This is a genomic window from Sphingopyxis sp. (assembly GCF_025869345.1).
Classification (GTDB): Bacteria; Pseudomonadota; Alphaproteobacteria; order Sphingomonadales; family Sphingomonadaceae; genus Sphingopyxis.
Map to the genome: position 1 here is coordinate 1 of NZ_JAOZVW010000035.1, position 13,804 is coordinate 13,804.

A 13,804-nucleotide genomic window follows, 5' to 3' on the forward strand; every position below is an offset into this window, starting at 1 on the left:
GCTGGCTAGTCGCAGCGGGTGGGGGGCATCGGCCGTGCGCAAGGCCGATGGCCCCCACCCCAACCCCTCCCCTGAAGGGGAGGGGCTATAGGAAGTTTCCCTCATGCCCTTTCAGCCGCGCGTCGCGATCCTCGTCCCGGTGCCCGATTACAACGAAAGATGGCAGCCCGCTTTCGCGCGCAAGGCGGCGGCGCTGACCGCCGCTGGGCTGGCCGTCGAGCAGCGGCCGTGGACCGATCCCGGCGACCTTGCGGGCTTCGACCTGATCCTGCCGCTCTTCGCCTGGGGCTATCAGCGCGATGTCGCGGCCTGGTACGGCCTGCTCGACCGGCTGGAGGCGGCGGGCTTGCCGGTCGCCAATCCGGTGCCGGTGCTGCGCTGGAACAGCGACAAGGCCTATCTCGCCGAACTCGGCGCGAAAGGCGTCGCGGTGGTGCCGACGGTTGAGGTTGCGGCGCTGGACGAAGCGGGCCTTGCCGAAGCGCGCGCCGCGCTCGGCGCTGAAGAAGTGGTGATCAAGCCCGCCATTTCAGGCGGCGCCGACGGCACCCATCGTCTCGCGCCCGGCGCGGCGATCCCGGCGGATGCGCTCGGCCGCCGCCGCCTCGTCCAGCCGCTGATGCCGGGGATATTGGCGGAGGGCGAGATGTCGCTCTTCTTCTTCGACGGCTGCTTCAGCCACGCGATCGTCAAGCGTCCCGCCGCGGGCGACTTTCGCGTCCAGGAACAGTTCGGCGGACGCGAGAGCGACTGGGACGCCACCCCCGCCGCCCGCGATCTCGCCGCCGCTGCGCTCGCCGCGGCGCCCGCCGCCCCGATCTATGCGCGCGTCGATATGGTCGGCGATGCTGCGGGCTCGCTCCGCATCATCGAACTCGAACTGATCGAACCCTCGCTGTTCCTGCACCACGCGCCCGACAAGGGCGCAGCGTTCGGGCGGGCGGTGGCGGGTGCGGTCAATCGTCTGGCCGCCGGACGCTGATTGCGAGCCAGGGCCCCTGGCGGCCATCATATCCGCCGCCGACATAATCTTCGATCGCGCTGATCTGCCAAGGCGCGGCGGCTTCATAGGCGGCGCGGAGGGACCCGGCGTCTGGATAATTGAAATAGCGTCCCGCCGCATCGCGCCCGGCGGTCCCGCCGCCCTTGTAAGTCGCGAAATGAACGCCGCCGGGCCTGAGCGCGCGGAACACACGCGTCAATATGCCGGGCAGCGCGGGAAAGGGAACGTGTAGCAGGCAGGCATGCGCCCAGACGGCATCATAGGCTTCATGTGCATCCAACGCGTCGAAGCGCATGACGCGCACGGTGCGGCCGAGGCGCGTGCTGGCGAGCGCGGCCATTTCGGGGGTGCCGTCGGTCGCATCGACATCATGTCCCGCCGCGATCATCGCTTCGGCGTCGCGGCCGCTGCCGCACCCCAATTCGAGAATGCGCGAACCGTCGGGCAAATGGCCGAGGAAGGAGGCGAGCCACCGGCTGACACCGCCGGGGCCGCTTGCGGCATAGTCGGGCGCTTCCTTGGTATAGAAGGCCAATGTGGCCGGATCAAAGCCGATGCTGTCCGAAAGCCGGCTCATTCCTCCGCCCCTCGCCGCCGCCATAGCCATTGGCGGATCGCTGAGGTCAGGTTGGGCGGATCGTCCGCCTCCATCCGCTCGACGTCGATCCGCGCGACGAGGGCGTTGACCGGCAAGGCCTGCCGCCGGGCCTCGTCTTCGAGCGCGTCCCAGAACATCGGTTCGAGGCTGATCGAAGTGGGATGACCGGCAATGGTGACCGAGCGTTTGACGGGCGGGTGGAGCGGGGCGGGATCATCCATCCCCCTTATCTGCCGTTCGCATTGCGCCAAGTCGAGGGATTGTCGAGCCGGCGCTGCGCTTGGCGGCGACGGCAAAGCCGTCGCCATGACGTCAGACGGGTTCGGCGATCCTTCCGATCGCCGCCCCGCTGGCCGAGCCGGCGGCTGCCGCTTCGCGGCATCGGCGCCTAACTTGCCGTCCGCGTTGCGAACGCCTTCGTTGCGCGCCTGCCGCCGTTAATACATATGCTGCCCGCCGTTGATGCTCATCGTCGATCCGGTGACGAAGCCTGCATTCTCGCTGCACAGGAACGCCACGCCGCGCGCGATTTCCTCGGCCTGGCCCAGGCGGCCGACCGGGATCTTCGCGACGATCTTTTCGAGCACCGGCGCGGGCACCGCGGCGACCATGTCGGTGTCGATATAGCCCGGCGCGATCGCGTTGACCGTCACGCCCTTCTTGGCGCCTTCCTGCGCCAGCGCCTTGGTGAAGCCGTGGATGCCCGATTTGGCGGCGGCGTAATTGACCTGGCCATATTGCCCCGCCTGGCCGTTGATCGAGCCGATGTTGACGATGCGGCCCCAGCCGCGCTCGACCATCCCCGGGAAGCAAGCCTTTGCCATGTTGAAGCAGCCGCCGAGGTTGACGCGCATCACATCGTGCCAGTCGTCGTAGCTCATGCGGGCGAGGGTGCCGTCGCGGGTGATGCCGGCGTTGTTGACGACGATGTCGATGGGGCCGAATTCGGCCGCGATCGCCGCGCAATTGTCGATGCATGCCTGATGGTCGCCGACGTCCCACTTGCGCGCCGCGATGCCGGTGCGTTCGGTGAAGGCGCGCGCCTTTTCGTCATTGCCGGCATAGTTGGCGACGACGGTCGCGCCGGCCTTCTGAAGCGCGAGGCTGATCGCCTCCCCGATCCCGCGACTGCCACCCGTGACGACTGCGATACGTGCCATGTTCGATGCTCTCCCAAAAGCGGTCCTGCCCCTTGCTTAAGACGCGGATTCGCGGGCCGCAAGTTGACCGGAACGTCAAGGGAGAGAAGGGATTAATCGTTCCCCAGCACCCGCATCCGCGAAAAATCGCCCATCGCCAGATCGGCCTTGCGGATTGCGACGACGATCGGGGCGCCGTTCGGGTGCGTAAGGCCGAGCAGGCCGCCCGGCGACAGTTCGAGCAGCACCGTGTCGCGCTCTTCGTCGAAGCCCGCTACCGCGCGCGACGGGCGATCGGCCATCAGGCCGACCCCGTCCGCCGCCATCGCCTGCCACAGCGGTTCAAAAAAGCCGCGCGCCGGGGCGGAGAGCCGGTCGGGATTCGCGCAATAGGCATGGCGGGCCTGATCGAACAGCAAGGCGCGATAGGCATCGACCCACAGGTCGCCGTCGGGGCGCCGCCGCGTCAGCGGCAGGGCCAGCGTTTCGACTTCATCCTCGCCGCTTTCGGGGTCGGGATGCGCCGCGACCTGCGTCCAGCGGATCGCATGCAGCGCCGCCATCACCGCGGTCGCATCGCTGGGCAGGAAGCCGGTGTCGGCAGCTGCGCTTTCGCGGATGATCGCGACGATTTCCGCGGTACGTTCGGCGGCGTCGCGATTGGCCTCGGCGGCATCCGCGATCGCCTGCGCCAGTTCGTCATTGGCGTCCGCGGGCGGCACGCCGTCGGTGGGCAGCGCGAGGACGCGGCTTTCGAGCATCTCGGCCATCGCCAGCATCGAGGGCCAGTCGAACGGATGAAAGGCGGGGTCGGCGAGGTCGTAGTCCGCCGCGAGCATCGCCGCCGCGTCGGCATCGCGCGCGCCGGCGGCGTCGGCGGTCAGGTCGACCGGCCATTCGGGCAAGGCCCGAACGACCAGCGCGGCCATGCCGGCGTCCTTCATTCCAAAGGCATGGAAATAGGCGGGGCCCATGGCGCGCGGCGGATCGCGCGGCGCGCCGTCTTCGGTTAGATGCAGCGCGGTGACCGCGCCGCTGTCGGGATGGGTGAAGAAGGCGAGCCAGCCGGTGCGCGGGCCGAGCCCGTCCCACAGCATCGGCGGCAGGTCGGCGCAGGCGACCTGCGCGATGAAGTCGCCCTCGCGGCCGTCGATGATTGGCCAGGGAGCCGTGACGGGAAGGCGCGGGCGGCCGCCCATCCAGCTTTTGCGCAGGATGGCGTCGCGGGGCGGAATCTGAGGCATCAGCCGTACGCCGTTCGTTACGGCCGGGACCGGATCGGCGCCATGCGCCTGCCGTTCGACCGCGGCCGCGAGGGCATCGAGCGCCGCTTCGTCGATCGCGGGCGTTTTGGGAAGCCGGTCTTCGGCTGGCAAAGAGGGTGCAAAATCGGATGCATCCCGATTCCCCGAGCGAAGCCGAGGGGCTTGTTCGAGCGGAGCGAGACCTTCCGATGCCGCCGCCTCGACTTCGCTCGGCGGAGCCCCTCGGCTTCGCTCGGGGAATCGGGGTTGATCGACAGATTCATGCCCCGATGCTGCTTCAGCCTCGGTGGGTCGCTCTGCAATCGGATCGGGGTCGTCGAACGGCATCGGCTCGACCGGCCGTTCGACCGCGGCGCGGCTGATCCGTGCAAGCCGCGACGGCGCGATTTCGACGGGTTCGATCGCGGGCTTCGTCTTGCGCGCGAAGCCCGAAAAGCGGCTTTCGCCCGGTTCGCGCGCGATTTTCGGCAGCCTCGGCGCGGCGGGTTCGGGGCGCGGACGGCGCGCCCGCCACGCCGCGAACAGGAGGAACAGGAACGCCGCCGTTAAGCCGGCCAATATCCATCCCGCCCGATCGAGATCGCTCATGATCCACCCTTCGCAAAGCGTGGCACCGGCCAGACCCGGCGCCGCCAGATGCCAAGTCTATTATAAAGAGTTAAAAAGGAGGTAAGTGAAGGCGCGGATTCATATCCATCCGGCGAGTTCGCGGCGGACGAGGGTTTCGAGCATCGCCATCCCCGCCGCGCCGTCGTTCAGGCAGGGGATATAGGCGAAATGCCGCCCGCCCGCCGCCTCGAACCCCGCCTTGCCGCGAATCGCCAGTTCCTCGAGCGTTTCGAGGCAGTCGGCGGCGAAGCCGGGGGCGAGAATGGCGACGCTGCGGCCTTCGCGGCCGAGCCGCGCGAGCGTCGCGTCGGTCGCAGGCTCCAGCCATTTGGCGCGGCCGAAGCGCGACTGGAACGCGACCTCGACCGGGCGGCCGAGCGCCTCGGCGAGCAGGCGCGCGGTCAGGACGCACTGGTCGTGATAGGGGTCGCCGAGCGCGCGCGTCCGCTCCGGCATCCCGTGAAAGCTTGCGACTAGCGTGTCGGGGGCGAAATCGAGCGCGGTGAGCCCCGCCTCGACCGACGCTGCGAGCGCGCTGATATAGGCGGGGTCGGCGGGATAGGGCGGCAGAAAGCGCAGCGCGGGCTGCTCGCGCAGCGCCCCGAGATGCGCGGCGACGGCATCGACGGCGGTGGCGGTCGTCGCGGCGCAATATTGGGGATAGAGCGGCGCGATCAGGATGCGGCGGCATCCCGCGGCCATCAGCGCGTCGATCGCCGCGCCGATCGCGGGTTCGCCATAGCGCATTGCATAGGCGACATGGACGTCTGCGCCGAGCGCGGCTTGCAAGGCCGCCGTCTGGCGGCGGGTGATCGCGGCGAGCGGCGAGCCTTCGTCGGTCCAGATCTGTGCATAGGCCTCGGCCGATTTGCGCGGCCGCGTCGGCAGGATGGCGCCGCGCAGGATCGGCTGCCACAGCAGCGCGGGAATCTCGACGACGCGGCGGTCGGACAGAAATTCGGCGAGATAGCGGCGCACCGACGCGGGCGTCGGCGCGTCGGGGGTGCCGAGGTTGACGAGCAGGACGCCGATGCTGGGCATCAGAGCGGCTGCGCCGACAGCGGCAGGCGGCGGATGCGGTGCCCGGTCGCGGCGAACATCGCATTGGCGATGGCGGGCGCGACGGCGGGGACGCCGATTTCGCCGAGCCCGCCGGGATCGCGGTCGCTGTCGACGAATTCGATCAAAATTTCCGGGATTTGCGCGAGGTGCGGCAGGCCGAGCTGGCCGAACTTGCGCGCGGTCGCGAGGCCGCCCTCATAATCGGTCGTCGCTCCGACGGCGGCGGCGAGGCCGAAGACCAGCCCGCCCTCGACCTGCTGGCGCGCGATCGCGGGGTTCACCAGCCGCCCGGCATCGACGACCGCGACGAGCTGTTCGACCTGCAGCCCGCGTTCGCTCGGCCGCGCGGTCGCGACCAGCGCGATATGGCTGCCGCGCATCGAATGACAGGCGAGGCCCTGCGCGGTGCCCGACAGGCCGCCCTCCCAGCCCGCGAGGCTGGTCGCGGTGAGCAGGCAGCGCGCGAGCAGGGGCGACTTGCCGAGCATCGCCATGCGATAGGAAAGCGCGTCCGACCCCGCGCGCGCCGCCATTTCGTCGACGAAGCATTCGGTGAAGAAGGCGGTATAGCTGTCGGCGTTGCCGCGCCAGCGCGCGGTCGGGAGCCCGATGTCGGCCGGGCAATGATCGACCGCGAAATGGCGGATGTCATAGGCGCGCGCCAGCCCCTCGACCGCGACGGCGTCGGGTGCGCCCGCGGCGTCGCGCTGCGCGATGTCGGCGGGCGTATTGTCGAACAGGCGGGCGCGGACCTCGTGATTGGTCGGCGGCACCGCGATGCGCGCGACCAGCGCGTCGATGCCGCCCGCGGCGTTGAGCGTCGCGATCATCTTGGCGCGCGCCGGCGCACGCGGGATGTCGCGCATGATCTCTTCGGCGCGCGACCAGGCGAGCTGGACCGGGCGTTTGATATGCAATGCGATGATCGCCGCCTGCACCGCGGCGCTGTGGTCGAGGCAGGCGTCGAACGAGCCCCCCGCCATCATCGGGAACAGCGTGACGTCGGATGGCGACAGGCCGGTCGCCGCCGCGATCGCGTCGCGGCATTGCGCGGGGGCCTGCGTCGCGACCCAGACGCGCAGCCGCCCGCGATCGGGCGCGGCGGTCGCGGTGCGTGTCTCGATCGGCGCGTGGAGCGCGGGGGCGACGGCATAATGCGCCGAAACCTTCGTCCGCCCCTCCATCGCCTCGGCGACGTCGCCGTTCCGGACGATGCGATAGCCGTCGGCCTTGAGTGCCGCCGCGAGCACCTTGTCGATTCGATCGGAGGAGATGGGCGTTCCCGCAGTCTCGAACACCGGCGCGAAATGGTCGAGCGCGCGGTTCGCCGCCCACCAGTTGCGCGCGACGGCTGCGAACCAGCGCTCATGCTCGACGATGTGGAGCAGGCCGGGCGATTTCATCCCCGCCTTGCGGTCGATGCTCTTGAGCCGCGTCGCGCCGAGCGGCCCCTGCCGGATCGCGGCGAAGACCATGTCGGGCAGGCGGATGTCGCCGGCATAATTGGCCGACCCGTCGACCTTCGACGGCAGGTCGAGCCGCGTCAGTTCCTTGCCGTAGAGCGGGTCGGCGCTGCTGGCGCGATAGACGGGCTCGGCGGGCGGTTCGAGCAGCGCGGCGGCGGCGGCGACATCGCCGAAACGCAGCTTCTTCTTGCCGAAGGTGACGAAGCCGCCCTCGGTATCGCATTGCTGCCAGTCGGCGTCCCAGCGCCGCGCCGCCGCCATCATCAGCAGCGCGCGCGCCTGCGCCGCGGCGTCGCGGCACGGCCCCTCGAACATCCGCACCGACGAGCTGTTCGCGGTCAGCATCACCGCGTGGCGCACTGCCCACTCGCGCCGCGCCCAGCCGCGCACGTCGGACACGAAATCGGGGACGAGACGCCGCGGGGTAAAGACCGCGCTGTCTTCGTCGACGACCAAAGTGTTGGTGTAGAGCGGATTGATCGGCGCGGTCTCGACCGCGATCGTCCGCCAGTCGGCGCCGAGCTCGTCGGCCATGATCTGCGGCAGCAGCGTGGTGACGCCCTGGCCCATCTCGCATTGCGGGACGACCATCGCGATATGACCGTCCTCGCCGATCTTGAGGAAAGCGTTGAAGACATGCTCGCCGCGCGCCGCAGCGAGATTGGGCTCATAGTCGCGTGGCCAGAAGGTCCAGGCGAGCGCGAGTCCGCCCGCCGCGGTCGCGCCGACGAGAAGCTGGCGGCGACTGACATGCGGCAGCCGCGTGCCGCTTTGCCCCACCTTGTCCCTGATGCCCGTCATTGCCGACGCTGATAGTCGGCGCGGTTGAGGGAGGCAAAGGCTTTCCCACCCATAGCTTCGTCATTGCGAGCGAAGCGAAGCAATCCAGAGTGGCGTAAACCGCTCTGGATTGCTTCGCTTCGCTCGCAATGACGATTGAAAAGAGCCTAACGCAGCAGCCCCAGCCGCGGAATCTCGACCTTCGGACAGCGGTCCATCACCACCGCCAGCCCCGCCGCCTCGGCGCGCTGCGCCGCGGCCGGATCGATCACCCCGATCTGCATCCACACCGCCTTCGCGCCATGGACGATCGCCTCGTCGACCGCCGTGCCGGCGTCGGCGCTGTTGCGGAAGATGTCGACGATCTCGGCGGGTGGCTCGACATCGGCGAGGGTCGCGACGACGGGCGCGCCGTGGATCGTCTTGCCGGCATGGCCGGGGTTCACCGCGATCACATCGTGCCCCTGCCAGATCAGGAAGGCGAGCACCTCGTTCGAGGCGCGCGCCGGATTGGGCGAGGCGCCGACGACGGCGATGCGGCGCGGATGCCCGAGCAGTTCGCGGATTTCACCCTCGTCGTTGATCGCCATTATTTGCCCTTTCTTGCCGCGAGCCAGTCGGCGATCTTCGCCGCTATCGCGTGGAACGGCTCGCCGAGCGGGTCGGTTCCCGCCGCCGGCGGCACGCCGCCGTCGCTCGCGAGGCGCAGCCCCATCGACAGCGGCACGCGGCCCAGAAACGCGAGCCCCATCGTCTTCGCCGCCGCCTCGGCGCCGCCGCTGCCGAACGGATCGCTGACCTCGCCGCAATGCGGGCAGGCATAGCCCGCCATATTCTCGACCAGCCCGATCAGCGGCACGTCGGCCTGCTCGAAAAAGCTGATCGCGCGCGTCGCGTCCATCAGCGCGAGGTCTTGCGGGGTCGAGACGATGACCGCACCCGCGGGCTTGTGCTTCTGGATCATCGTCAGCTGGACGTCGCCGGTGCCCGGCGGCAGGTCGACGATCAGCGTGTCGACGTCGCCCCAGCTCGCATCGACGAGCTGTTCGAGCGCCTTGCCCGCCATCGGCCCGCGCCAGGCGATCGCCTGCCCCGGCGCGGCGATCTGCCCGGTCGAGAGCATCGGCACGCCATAGGCGTTGGGAACGGGGACGAGCTTCGATCCGCGCGCTTCGGGTTTCACGCCCTCGCTGTCCATCAGCCGCGGCTGCGAGGGACCATAGATGTCGGCATCGACGATCCCGACCTTCACCCCGCGCCGCTGCAGCGCGACCGCGAGGTTGGCGGCGAGCGTCGATTTGCCGACGCCGCCCTTGCCGCTGCCGACCGCGATCAGCGTCAGCCCCTTGCGCTCGGCGGTCATCGCGACGCGCACCGAGGTCACGCCGGGCCGGGCGAGCAATCCGGCGCGGAGCTTGTCCTCCAGCGGTTTGCGGTCGCCCTCGGCGAGGCCGGTGACGTCGAGGACGATCGCGAGCGTGCCCTGATCGTCGAGAAAGCGGAGGCCCGAGGTGCGGCCGCCGCTGAGGTCGGTCGCGATGCTGGCGAGGGGAGCGGTATCGGTCATGCCCTGCGCAGATAGGCGCGGCGCGGGTGAAAGCCAGCCATTTTCTCTTGCCCCCCTGTTAATCGCGCTGGTCCTCCCTATAAAAGCAGGCATGAGCAACGAAAGTGACGGCAGGATGGCGGGCCGCTTCCCGAGGGGGATGCGGCAATTTTTCCATCAGATCAGCCAGATGGCGAACAGCCCGTGGGGCAATGGCCCAAAGGGCGGGAAGGACGGCGGCAAGGATGACGGCGGCGACCGCAGCGGCCCGCGCAATCCGTGGGTGACCCCCGATCCCGCCGACCCGGCGCGCGGCCGCAAACCCCGCGGCCCCTCGGCGCTCGACGAATTGCTGCGCAAGGGGCGCGGCAGTTTCGGCGGCGGCGGTTCGGGCGGCAATGGGGGCTTCAACCTCGGCGATTCGGCGCGGGTCTGGAAATGGGGCATCGGCGCGCTCGTCGTCCTGTGGTTCGTCTTTTCCTCCTTTCATATCGTGCCGCCCGAAAAGGAAGGCGTCGTCACCCGCCTCGGCAGCTATTCGCGCACCGTCGGGCCGGGGGTCAAATTCACCTGGCCGGCGCCGATCGAGCGCATCCGGCTGGAGGATGTCCGCGCGATCCGCACGATGCAGATCGGTTCGCCCAATGCGACCGACGAGAATTTCGTGCTGACCCGCGACCAGAGCATCGTCGACCTCGCCTATGAGGTCCGCTGGTCGATCCGCGATCCCGAACTCTATATCTTTCAGCTCGCCGACCCCGACGGAACGCTCCGCGAGGTTGCCGAAAGCGCGATGCGCGCGACGGTCGCCAATTTCGACCTCGTCCAGGCGATCGGTCCCGGCCGCGTCGAGATCGAGCGCCAGGTGCAGCAGCGGATGCAGGAATTGCTCGACCAGTATCGCGCCGGGGTGACGATCCAGGGCATCGCGATCCGCCAGGCCGACCCGCCGAGCCAGGTCGACGAAGCGTTCAAGGAAGTGACTGCGGCGCGCCAGAAGCGCGAATCGGACATCAATCTCGCGCGCGCCTATGAACAGCAGGTGCTCGAGCGCGCGCGCGGCGATACCGCCGCCTTCGACAAGATTTACGAACAGTATAAGCTCGCGCCGGGCGTGACCCGCAAGCGGCTCTATTATGAAACGATGGAGGGTGTGTTGTCGAACATCGACAAGACGATCGTCGAGGCGCGCGGGGTGACCCCCTATCTGCCGCTGAACGAAGTCCAGCGGCGGGCGAACGCGGCCCCCGAGGCCGCCGCGAAGGGAGGCCAGTGATGTTCGAGGGCCTGTTCCGCCACCCGCTGCGCCTGCTGGTCGGCACCGTCGCGCTGCTCGTCATCCTGTCGCAGACGCTTGCGATCGTTCCCGAGGACAAGCAGGCGCTGATCCTCCGCTTCGGCGAGATCGAGCGCACCGTGAACCGCTACAAGCCGAAGGAGAGCTTCGGCCATTCGGGCGCCGGGCTCGTCCTGCGCGTGCCCTTCACCGACGGCATCCAATATATCGACAAGCGCATCCTCGGCGTGAACATGGAACGCCAGCAGGTGCTGTCGACCGACCAGCAGCGACTCCAGGTCGACGCCTTCGCGCGTTTCCGCATCACCAATCCGGTGCGCATGTACACCGCGATCCGCACCGAGGAGCGGTTGCAGCAGCAACTCGCGACGATCCTCGGCTCGTCGCTCCGCAACGAGCTCGGCAAGCGGACCTTCGCGACCCTGCTGTCGCCCGAACGCGGGCAGGTGATGGACAATATCCAGATCGCGCTCAACCGCGAGGCCAATAAATATGGCGCCGAAATCATCGACGTCCGGATCAAGCGCGCCGACCTGCCCGAAGGCGCGACGCTCGAGGCGGCCTATAACCGGATGCGGACCGCGCGCGAGCAGGAAGCGATCACGATCCGCGCCGAGGGGCAGAAGGAAGCGCAGATCATCCGCGGCAACGCCGACGGCGAAGCGGCGCGCATCTATGCCGCGAGCTTCGGCAAGGACCCCGAATTCTATGATTTCTATCGCGCGATGCAGAGCTATCGCCAGACGTTCCTGGGCGAAAACAACCAGGGCACGACGTCGGTGATCCTGTCGCCCGACAATGAATATCTGCGGCATTTCAAGGGTGGGTGACGAAGATATTCGGGGCATGAACGGAACTTGCAACGTCTGTTCATGTTCAAACGACGTTAAGCCACGGCCGAGCAGATAGCGGCACGCCGGGGTCAGAGTTTTCGCGAACAGAAAAGGATTTGCGATCGTGCGTTATGTTTATGGCATCACTTCGGCCCTGCTGATGGGCGGCACGGCGCTGGCGCTTGTCACCCAGTCGCCGGTGATCGCGCAGGTTGCGCAGAACGAGAGCAGCGAGATCGCGAAGGCGGTGCCGCGCGCCGGCGCGCCCGAAAGCTTCGCCGACCTCGTCGAACAGCTTCAGCCCGCGGTGGTCAACATCTCGACCAAGCAGGAGGTGACGCTCGGCGTCCGGCTCGATCCCTTCGCGGGAACGCGCGAGCCGGTGACGCAGGAGCAGCAGGGCGGCGGCTCGGGCTTCCTGATCTCCGACGACGGCTATATCGTCACCAACAACCATGTCGTCACCGGCGGCCCGCGCGGCGACGCGGTGAACCAGGTCACGGTGACGCTGACCAACGGCAAGGAATATAAGGCGCGCATCGTCGGCCGCGACGTCGCCTCCGACCTCGCGCTGCTCAAGATCGACGCGACGGGGCTGCCCTTCGTCAAGTTCGGCGACAGCGCCAAGGCGCGCGTCGGCGACTGGGTGGTCGCGATCGGTAACCCGCTCGGCCTCGGCTCGACGGTGACCGCGGGCATCATCTCGGCGGTGCAGCGCAACCTCGGCGGCGGCGGCGCCTATGACCGCTATATCCAGACCGACACTGCGATCAATCGCGGCAATTCGGGGGGGCCGCTGTTCGACCTCAAGGGCAATGTCGTCGGCATCAACAATATGCTGATCTCGCCCGTCGGCGCGAACATCGGCGTCAATTTCGCGATCCCCGCCGAAGCGGCGATCCCGGTGATCAACGCGCTGCGGTCGGGCGAGAAGATCGAGCGCGGCTATCTCGGCATCGGCATCGCGCCGATCGGCGAGGATCTGGCCTCGGCGCTCGGCCTGCCCAAGGATCGCGGCGAATTCGTCCAGCGCGTCGAGGACGACGGCGCGGCGGCGAAGGCCGGTATCAAGCGCGGCGACGTCGTGACCAAGGTCAACGGCAAGGACGTGACGCCGTCGCAGAGCCTGTCCTACATCGTCGCCAACACCAAGCCCGGCACGCGCATCCCGATCGAGGTGGTGCGCGACGGCAAGACGATGACGCTCTATGCGGTCATCGGCACGCGCCCGCCGGAAGAGGAACTCGCGGGCACGACGTTCGACCCCGAGGACGAGCAGGCGATGCCCGACGATCCGAAGGGCAGCGCCGACACCGCGATCCAGAACGAGCTCGGCCTCGCCGTGCAGCCGCTGACCCCCGACATCGCCCGCGCGATCGGCGTCGATACGGGCACCAAGGGTCTGGTGATCGCCGCCGCCGCGTCGAGCAGCGATGCCGGCCGCAAGGGCCTGCGCCGCGGCGACGTGATCGTCAGCGCCAACCGCGCCTCGGTGACGACCAGCGACGCGCTCGCCAAGGTCATCGCCGATGCGAAGAAGGCGGGCCGCGACGCGGTGCTGCTCGAAATCCTGCGTCGCGGCGGCCCCTCGGCCTTCATCGCGATCCGCATCAAGGGCTGATCGTCCCGCGCGCTTCGCGCGTTGGAAAAGAAGAGCGCCGGACCCTCGGGTTCGGCGCTCTTTTTCTTTGCGCGGCGGCGTAAATGTTCCTAATATGTTCCCATTATCATGAGTCGGGAGAGAGATGATGATCGGCTATGTGACGCTCGGCACCAACGACCTCGCCAAAGCGGCGGTCTTCTATGACGCGATCGCCGGCGAGCTGGGCGTGCCGCGGATGATGGACTATGACGGCTTCATCGCCTGGGGCAAGGAAGGCGGCGGCGCCGGCATCGGCCTCACGCGCCCGTTCGACGGCCAGGCGGCGACCGTGGGCAATGGCGTGATGGTCGCGCTCGAAGCGAAGGACAAGGAGCAGGTTCACCGCCTCTACGACATCGCGCTCGCCAACGGCGGCACCTGCGAAGGCCCCCCGGGACCGCGCGGCGAAGGCTTTTACGCCGGCTATTTCCGCGACCCCGACGGCAACAAGCTCAACGCCTTCATCATGGGGTGAGGGGCGTCCGGGTGGGGTGCGGTCATTCCCCCTCTTCGTCATTCCCGCGAAAGCGGGAACCCAGAGCGTGCATCGGCTGACCCCACCCT

Annotated in this window: 13 protein-coding genes; 5 read left to right on the forward strand and 8 right to left on the reverse strand. The window is 68.6% G+C overall.

The genetic code is table 11. The annotated features are described in order from the left end of the window. Positions 1-103 precede the first annotated feature (103 nt). Positions 104-982, forward strand: coding sequence for a hypothetical protein (locus OJI97_RS04210; RefSeq protein WP_297661432.1), 879 nt, complete (start codon positions 104-106; stop codon positions 980-982). Here the strand turns inward: OJI97_RS04210 and OJI97_RS04215 are convergent. From OJI97_RS04215 to OJI97_RS04250, 8 genes are all read right to left on the reverse strand, one after another. Next, positions 957-1,580: a bifunctional 2-polyprenyl-6-hydroxyphenol methylase/3-demethylubiquinol 3-O-methyltransferase UbiG gene (locus OJI97_RS04215; RefSeq protein WP_297661434.1), complete on the reverse strand. Its 624-nt coding sequence runs from the start codon at positions 1,578-1,580 to the stop codon at positions 957-959. The two genes, OJI97_RS04210 and OJI97_RS04215, sit on opposite strands and share 26 nt — an antisense overlap. Further along, positions 1,577-1,822 carry a ribbon-helix-helix domain-containing protein gene (locus tag OJI97_RS04220; protein WP_297661436.1) on the reverse strand — a complete coding sequence of 82 codons (246 nt, stop codon included), beginning with the start codon at positions 1,820-1,822 and terminating at the stop codon, positions 1,577-1,579. Before OJI97_RS04220 ends, OJI97_RS04215 begins: the two co-directional genes overlap by 4 nt. Before the next feature lie 216 nt (positions 1,823-2,038). Beyond that, positions 2,039-2,761 (reverse strand): acetoacetyl-CoA reductase, encoded by a 723-nt coding sequence (gene phbB / locus OJI97_RS04225; protein WP_297661438.1) that lies wholly within the window; start codon positions 2,759-2,761, stop codon positions 2,039-2,041. A 92-nt stretch (positions 2,762-2,853) separates the two neighbouring features. Further along, the gene (locus OJI97_RS04230; RefSeq protein ID WP_297661440.1) at positions 2,854-4,593 is read right to left on the reverse strand and encodes a DUF1963 domain-containing protein; all 1,740 of its coding nucleotides are present in this window, start codon (positions 4,591-4,593) and stop codon (positions 2,854-2,856) included. Between the two features lie 99 nt (positions 4,594-4,692). Beyond that, the gene (hemH, locus tag OJI97_RS04235) at positions 4,693-5,655 is read right to left on the reverse strand and encodes a ferrochelatase (protein ID WP_297661442.1); all 963 of its coding nucleotides are present in this window, start codon (positions 5,653-5,655) and stop codon (positions 4,693-4,695) included. Further along, entirely contained in the window at positions 5,655-7,943 is a 2,289-nt protein-coding gene (locus tag OJI97_RS04240) for a molybdopterin cofactor-binding domain-containing protein (RefSeq protein WP_297661444.1), read from the reverse strand. The genes hemH and OJI97_RS04240 overlap by 1 nt, the downstream gene beginning before the upstream one ends. A 146-nt stretch (positions 7,944-8,089) precedes the next feature. Then, positions 8,090-8,512: a CoA-binding protein gene (locus OJI97_RS04245; protein WP_297661446.1), complete on the reverse strand. Its 423-nt coding sequence runs from the start codon at positions 8,510-8,512 to the stop codon at positions 8,090-8,092. After that, positions 8,512-9,489 carry an Mrp/NBP35 family ATP-binding protein gene (locus tag OJI97_RS04250; protein ID WP_297661447.1) on the reverse strand — a complete coding sequence of 326 codons (978 nt, stop codon included), beginning with the start codon at positions 9,487-9,489 and terminating at the stop codon, positions 8,512-8,514. The genes OJI97_RS04245 and OJI97_RS04250 overlap by 1 nt, the downstream gene beginning before the upstream one ends. A 91-nt stretch (positions 9,490-9,580) precedes the next feature. Between OJI97_RS04250 and hflK the strand changes: the two genes are divergently transcribed. From hflK to OJI97_RS04270, 4 genes are all read left to right on the forward strand, one after another. Then, positions 9,581-10,744 (forward strand): protease modulator HflK, encoded by a 1,164-nt coding sequence (hflK, locus tag OJI97_RS04255; protein ID WP_297661449.1) that lies wholly within the window; start codon positions 9,581-9,583, stop codon positions 10,742-10,744. Next, positions 10,744-11,595, forward strand: a complete 852-nt coding sequence (gene hflC / locus OJI97_RS04260) for a protease modulator HflC (protein ID WP_297661452.1) — start codon at positions 10,744-10,746, stop codon at positions 11,593-11,595. Before hflK ends, hflC begins: the two co-directional genes overlap by 1 nt. Positions 11,596-11,722: 127 nt before the next feature. Further along, a complete protein-coding gene (locus OJI97_RS04265) occupies positions 11,723-13,219 on the forward strand; it encodes a Do family serine endopeptidase (RefSeq protein ID WP_297661453.1) in 1,497 nt (498 codons plus the stop codon). Between the two features lie 127 nt (positions 13,220-13,346). Then, positions 13,347-13,715: a VOC family protein gene (locus OJI97_RS04270; protein ID WP_297661455.1), complete on the forward strand. Its 369-nt coding sequence runs from the start codon at positions 13,347-13,349 to the stop codon at positions 13,713-13,715. Positions 13,716-13,804 lie beyond the last annotated feature (89 nt).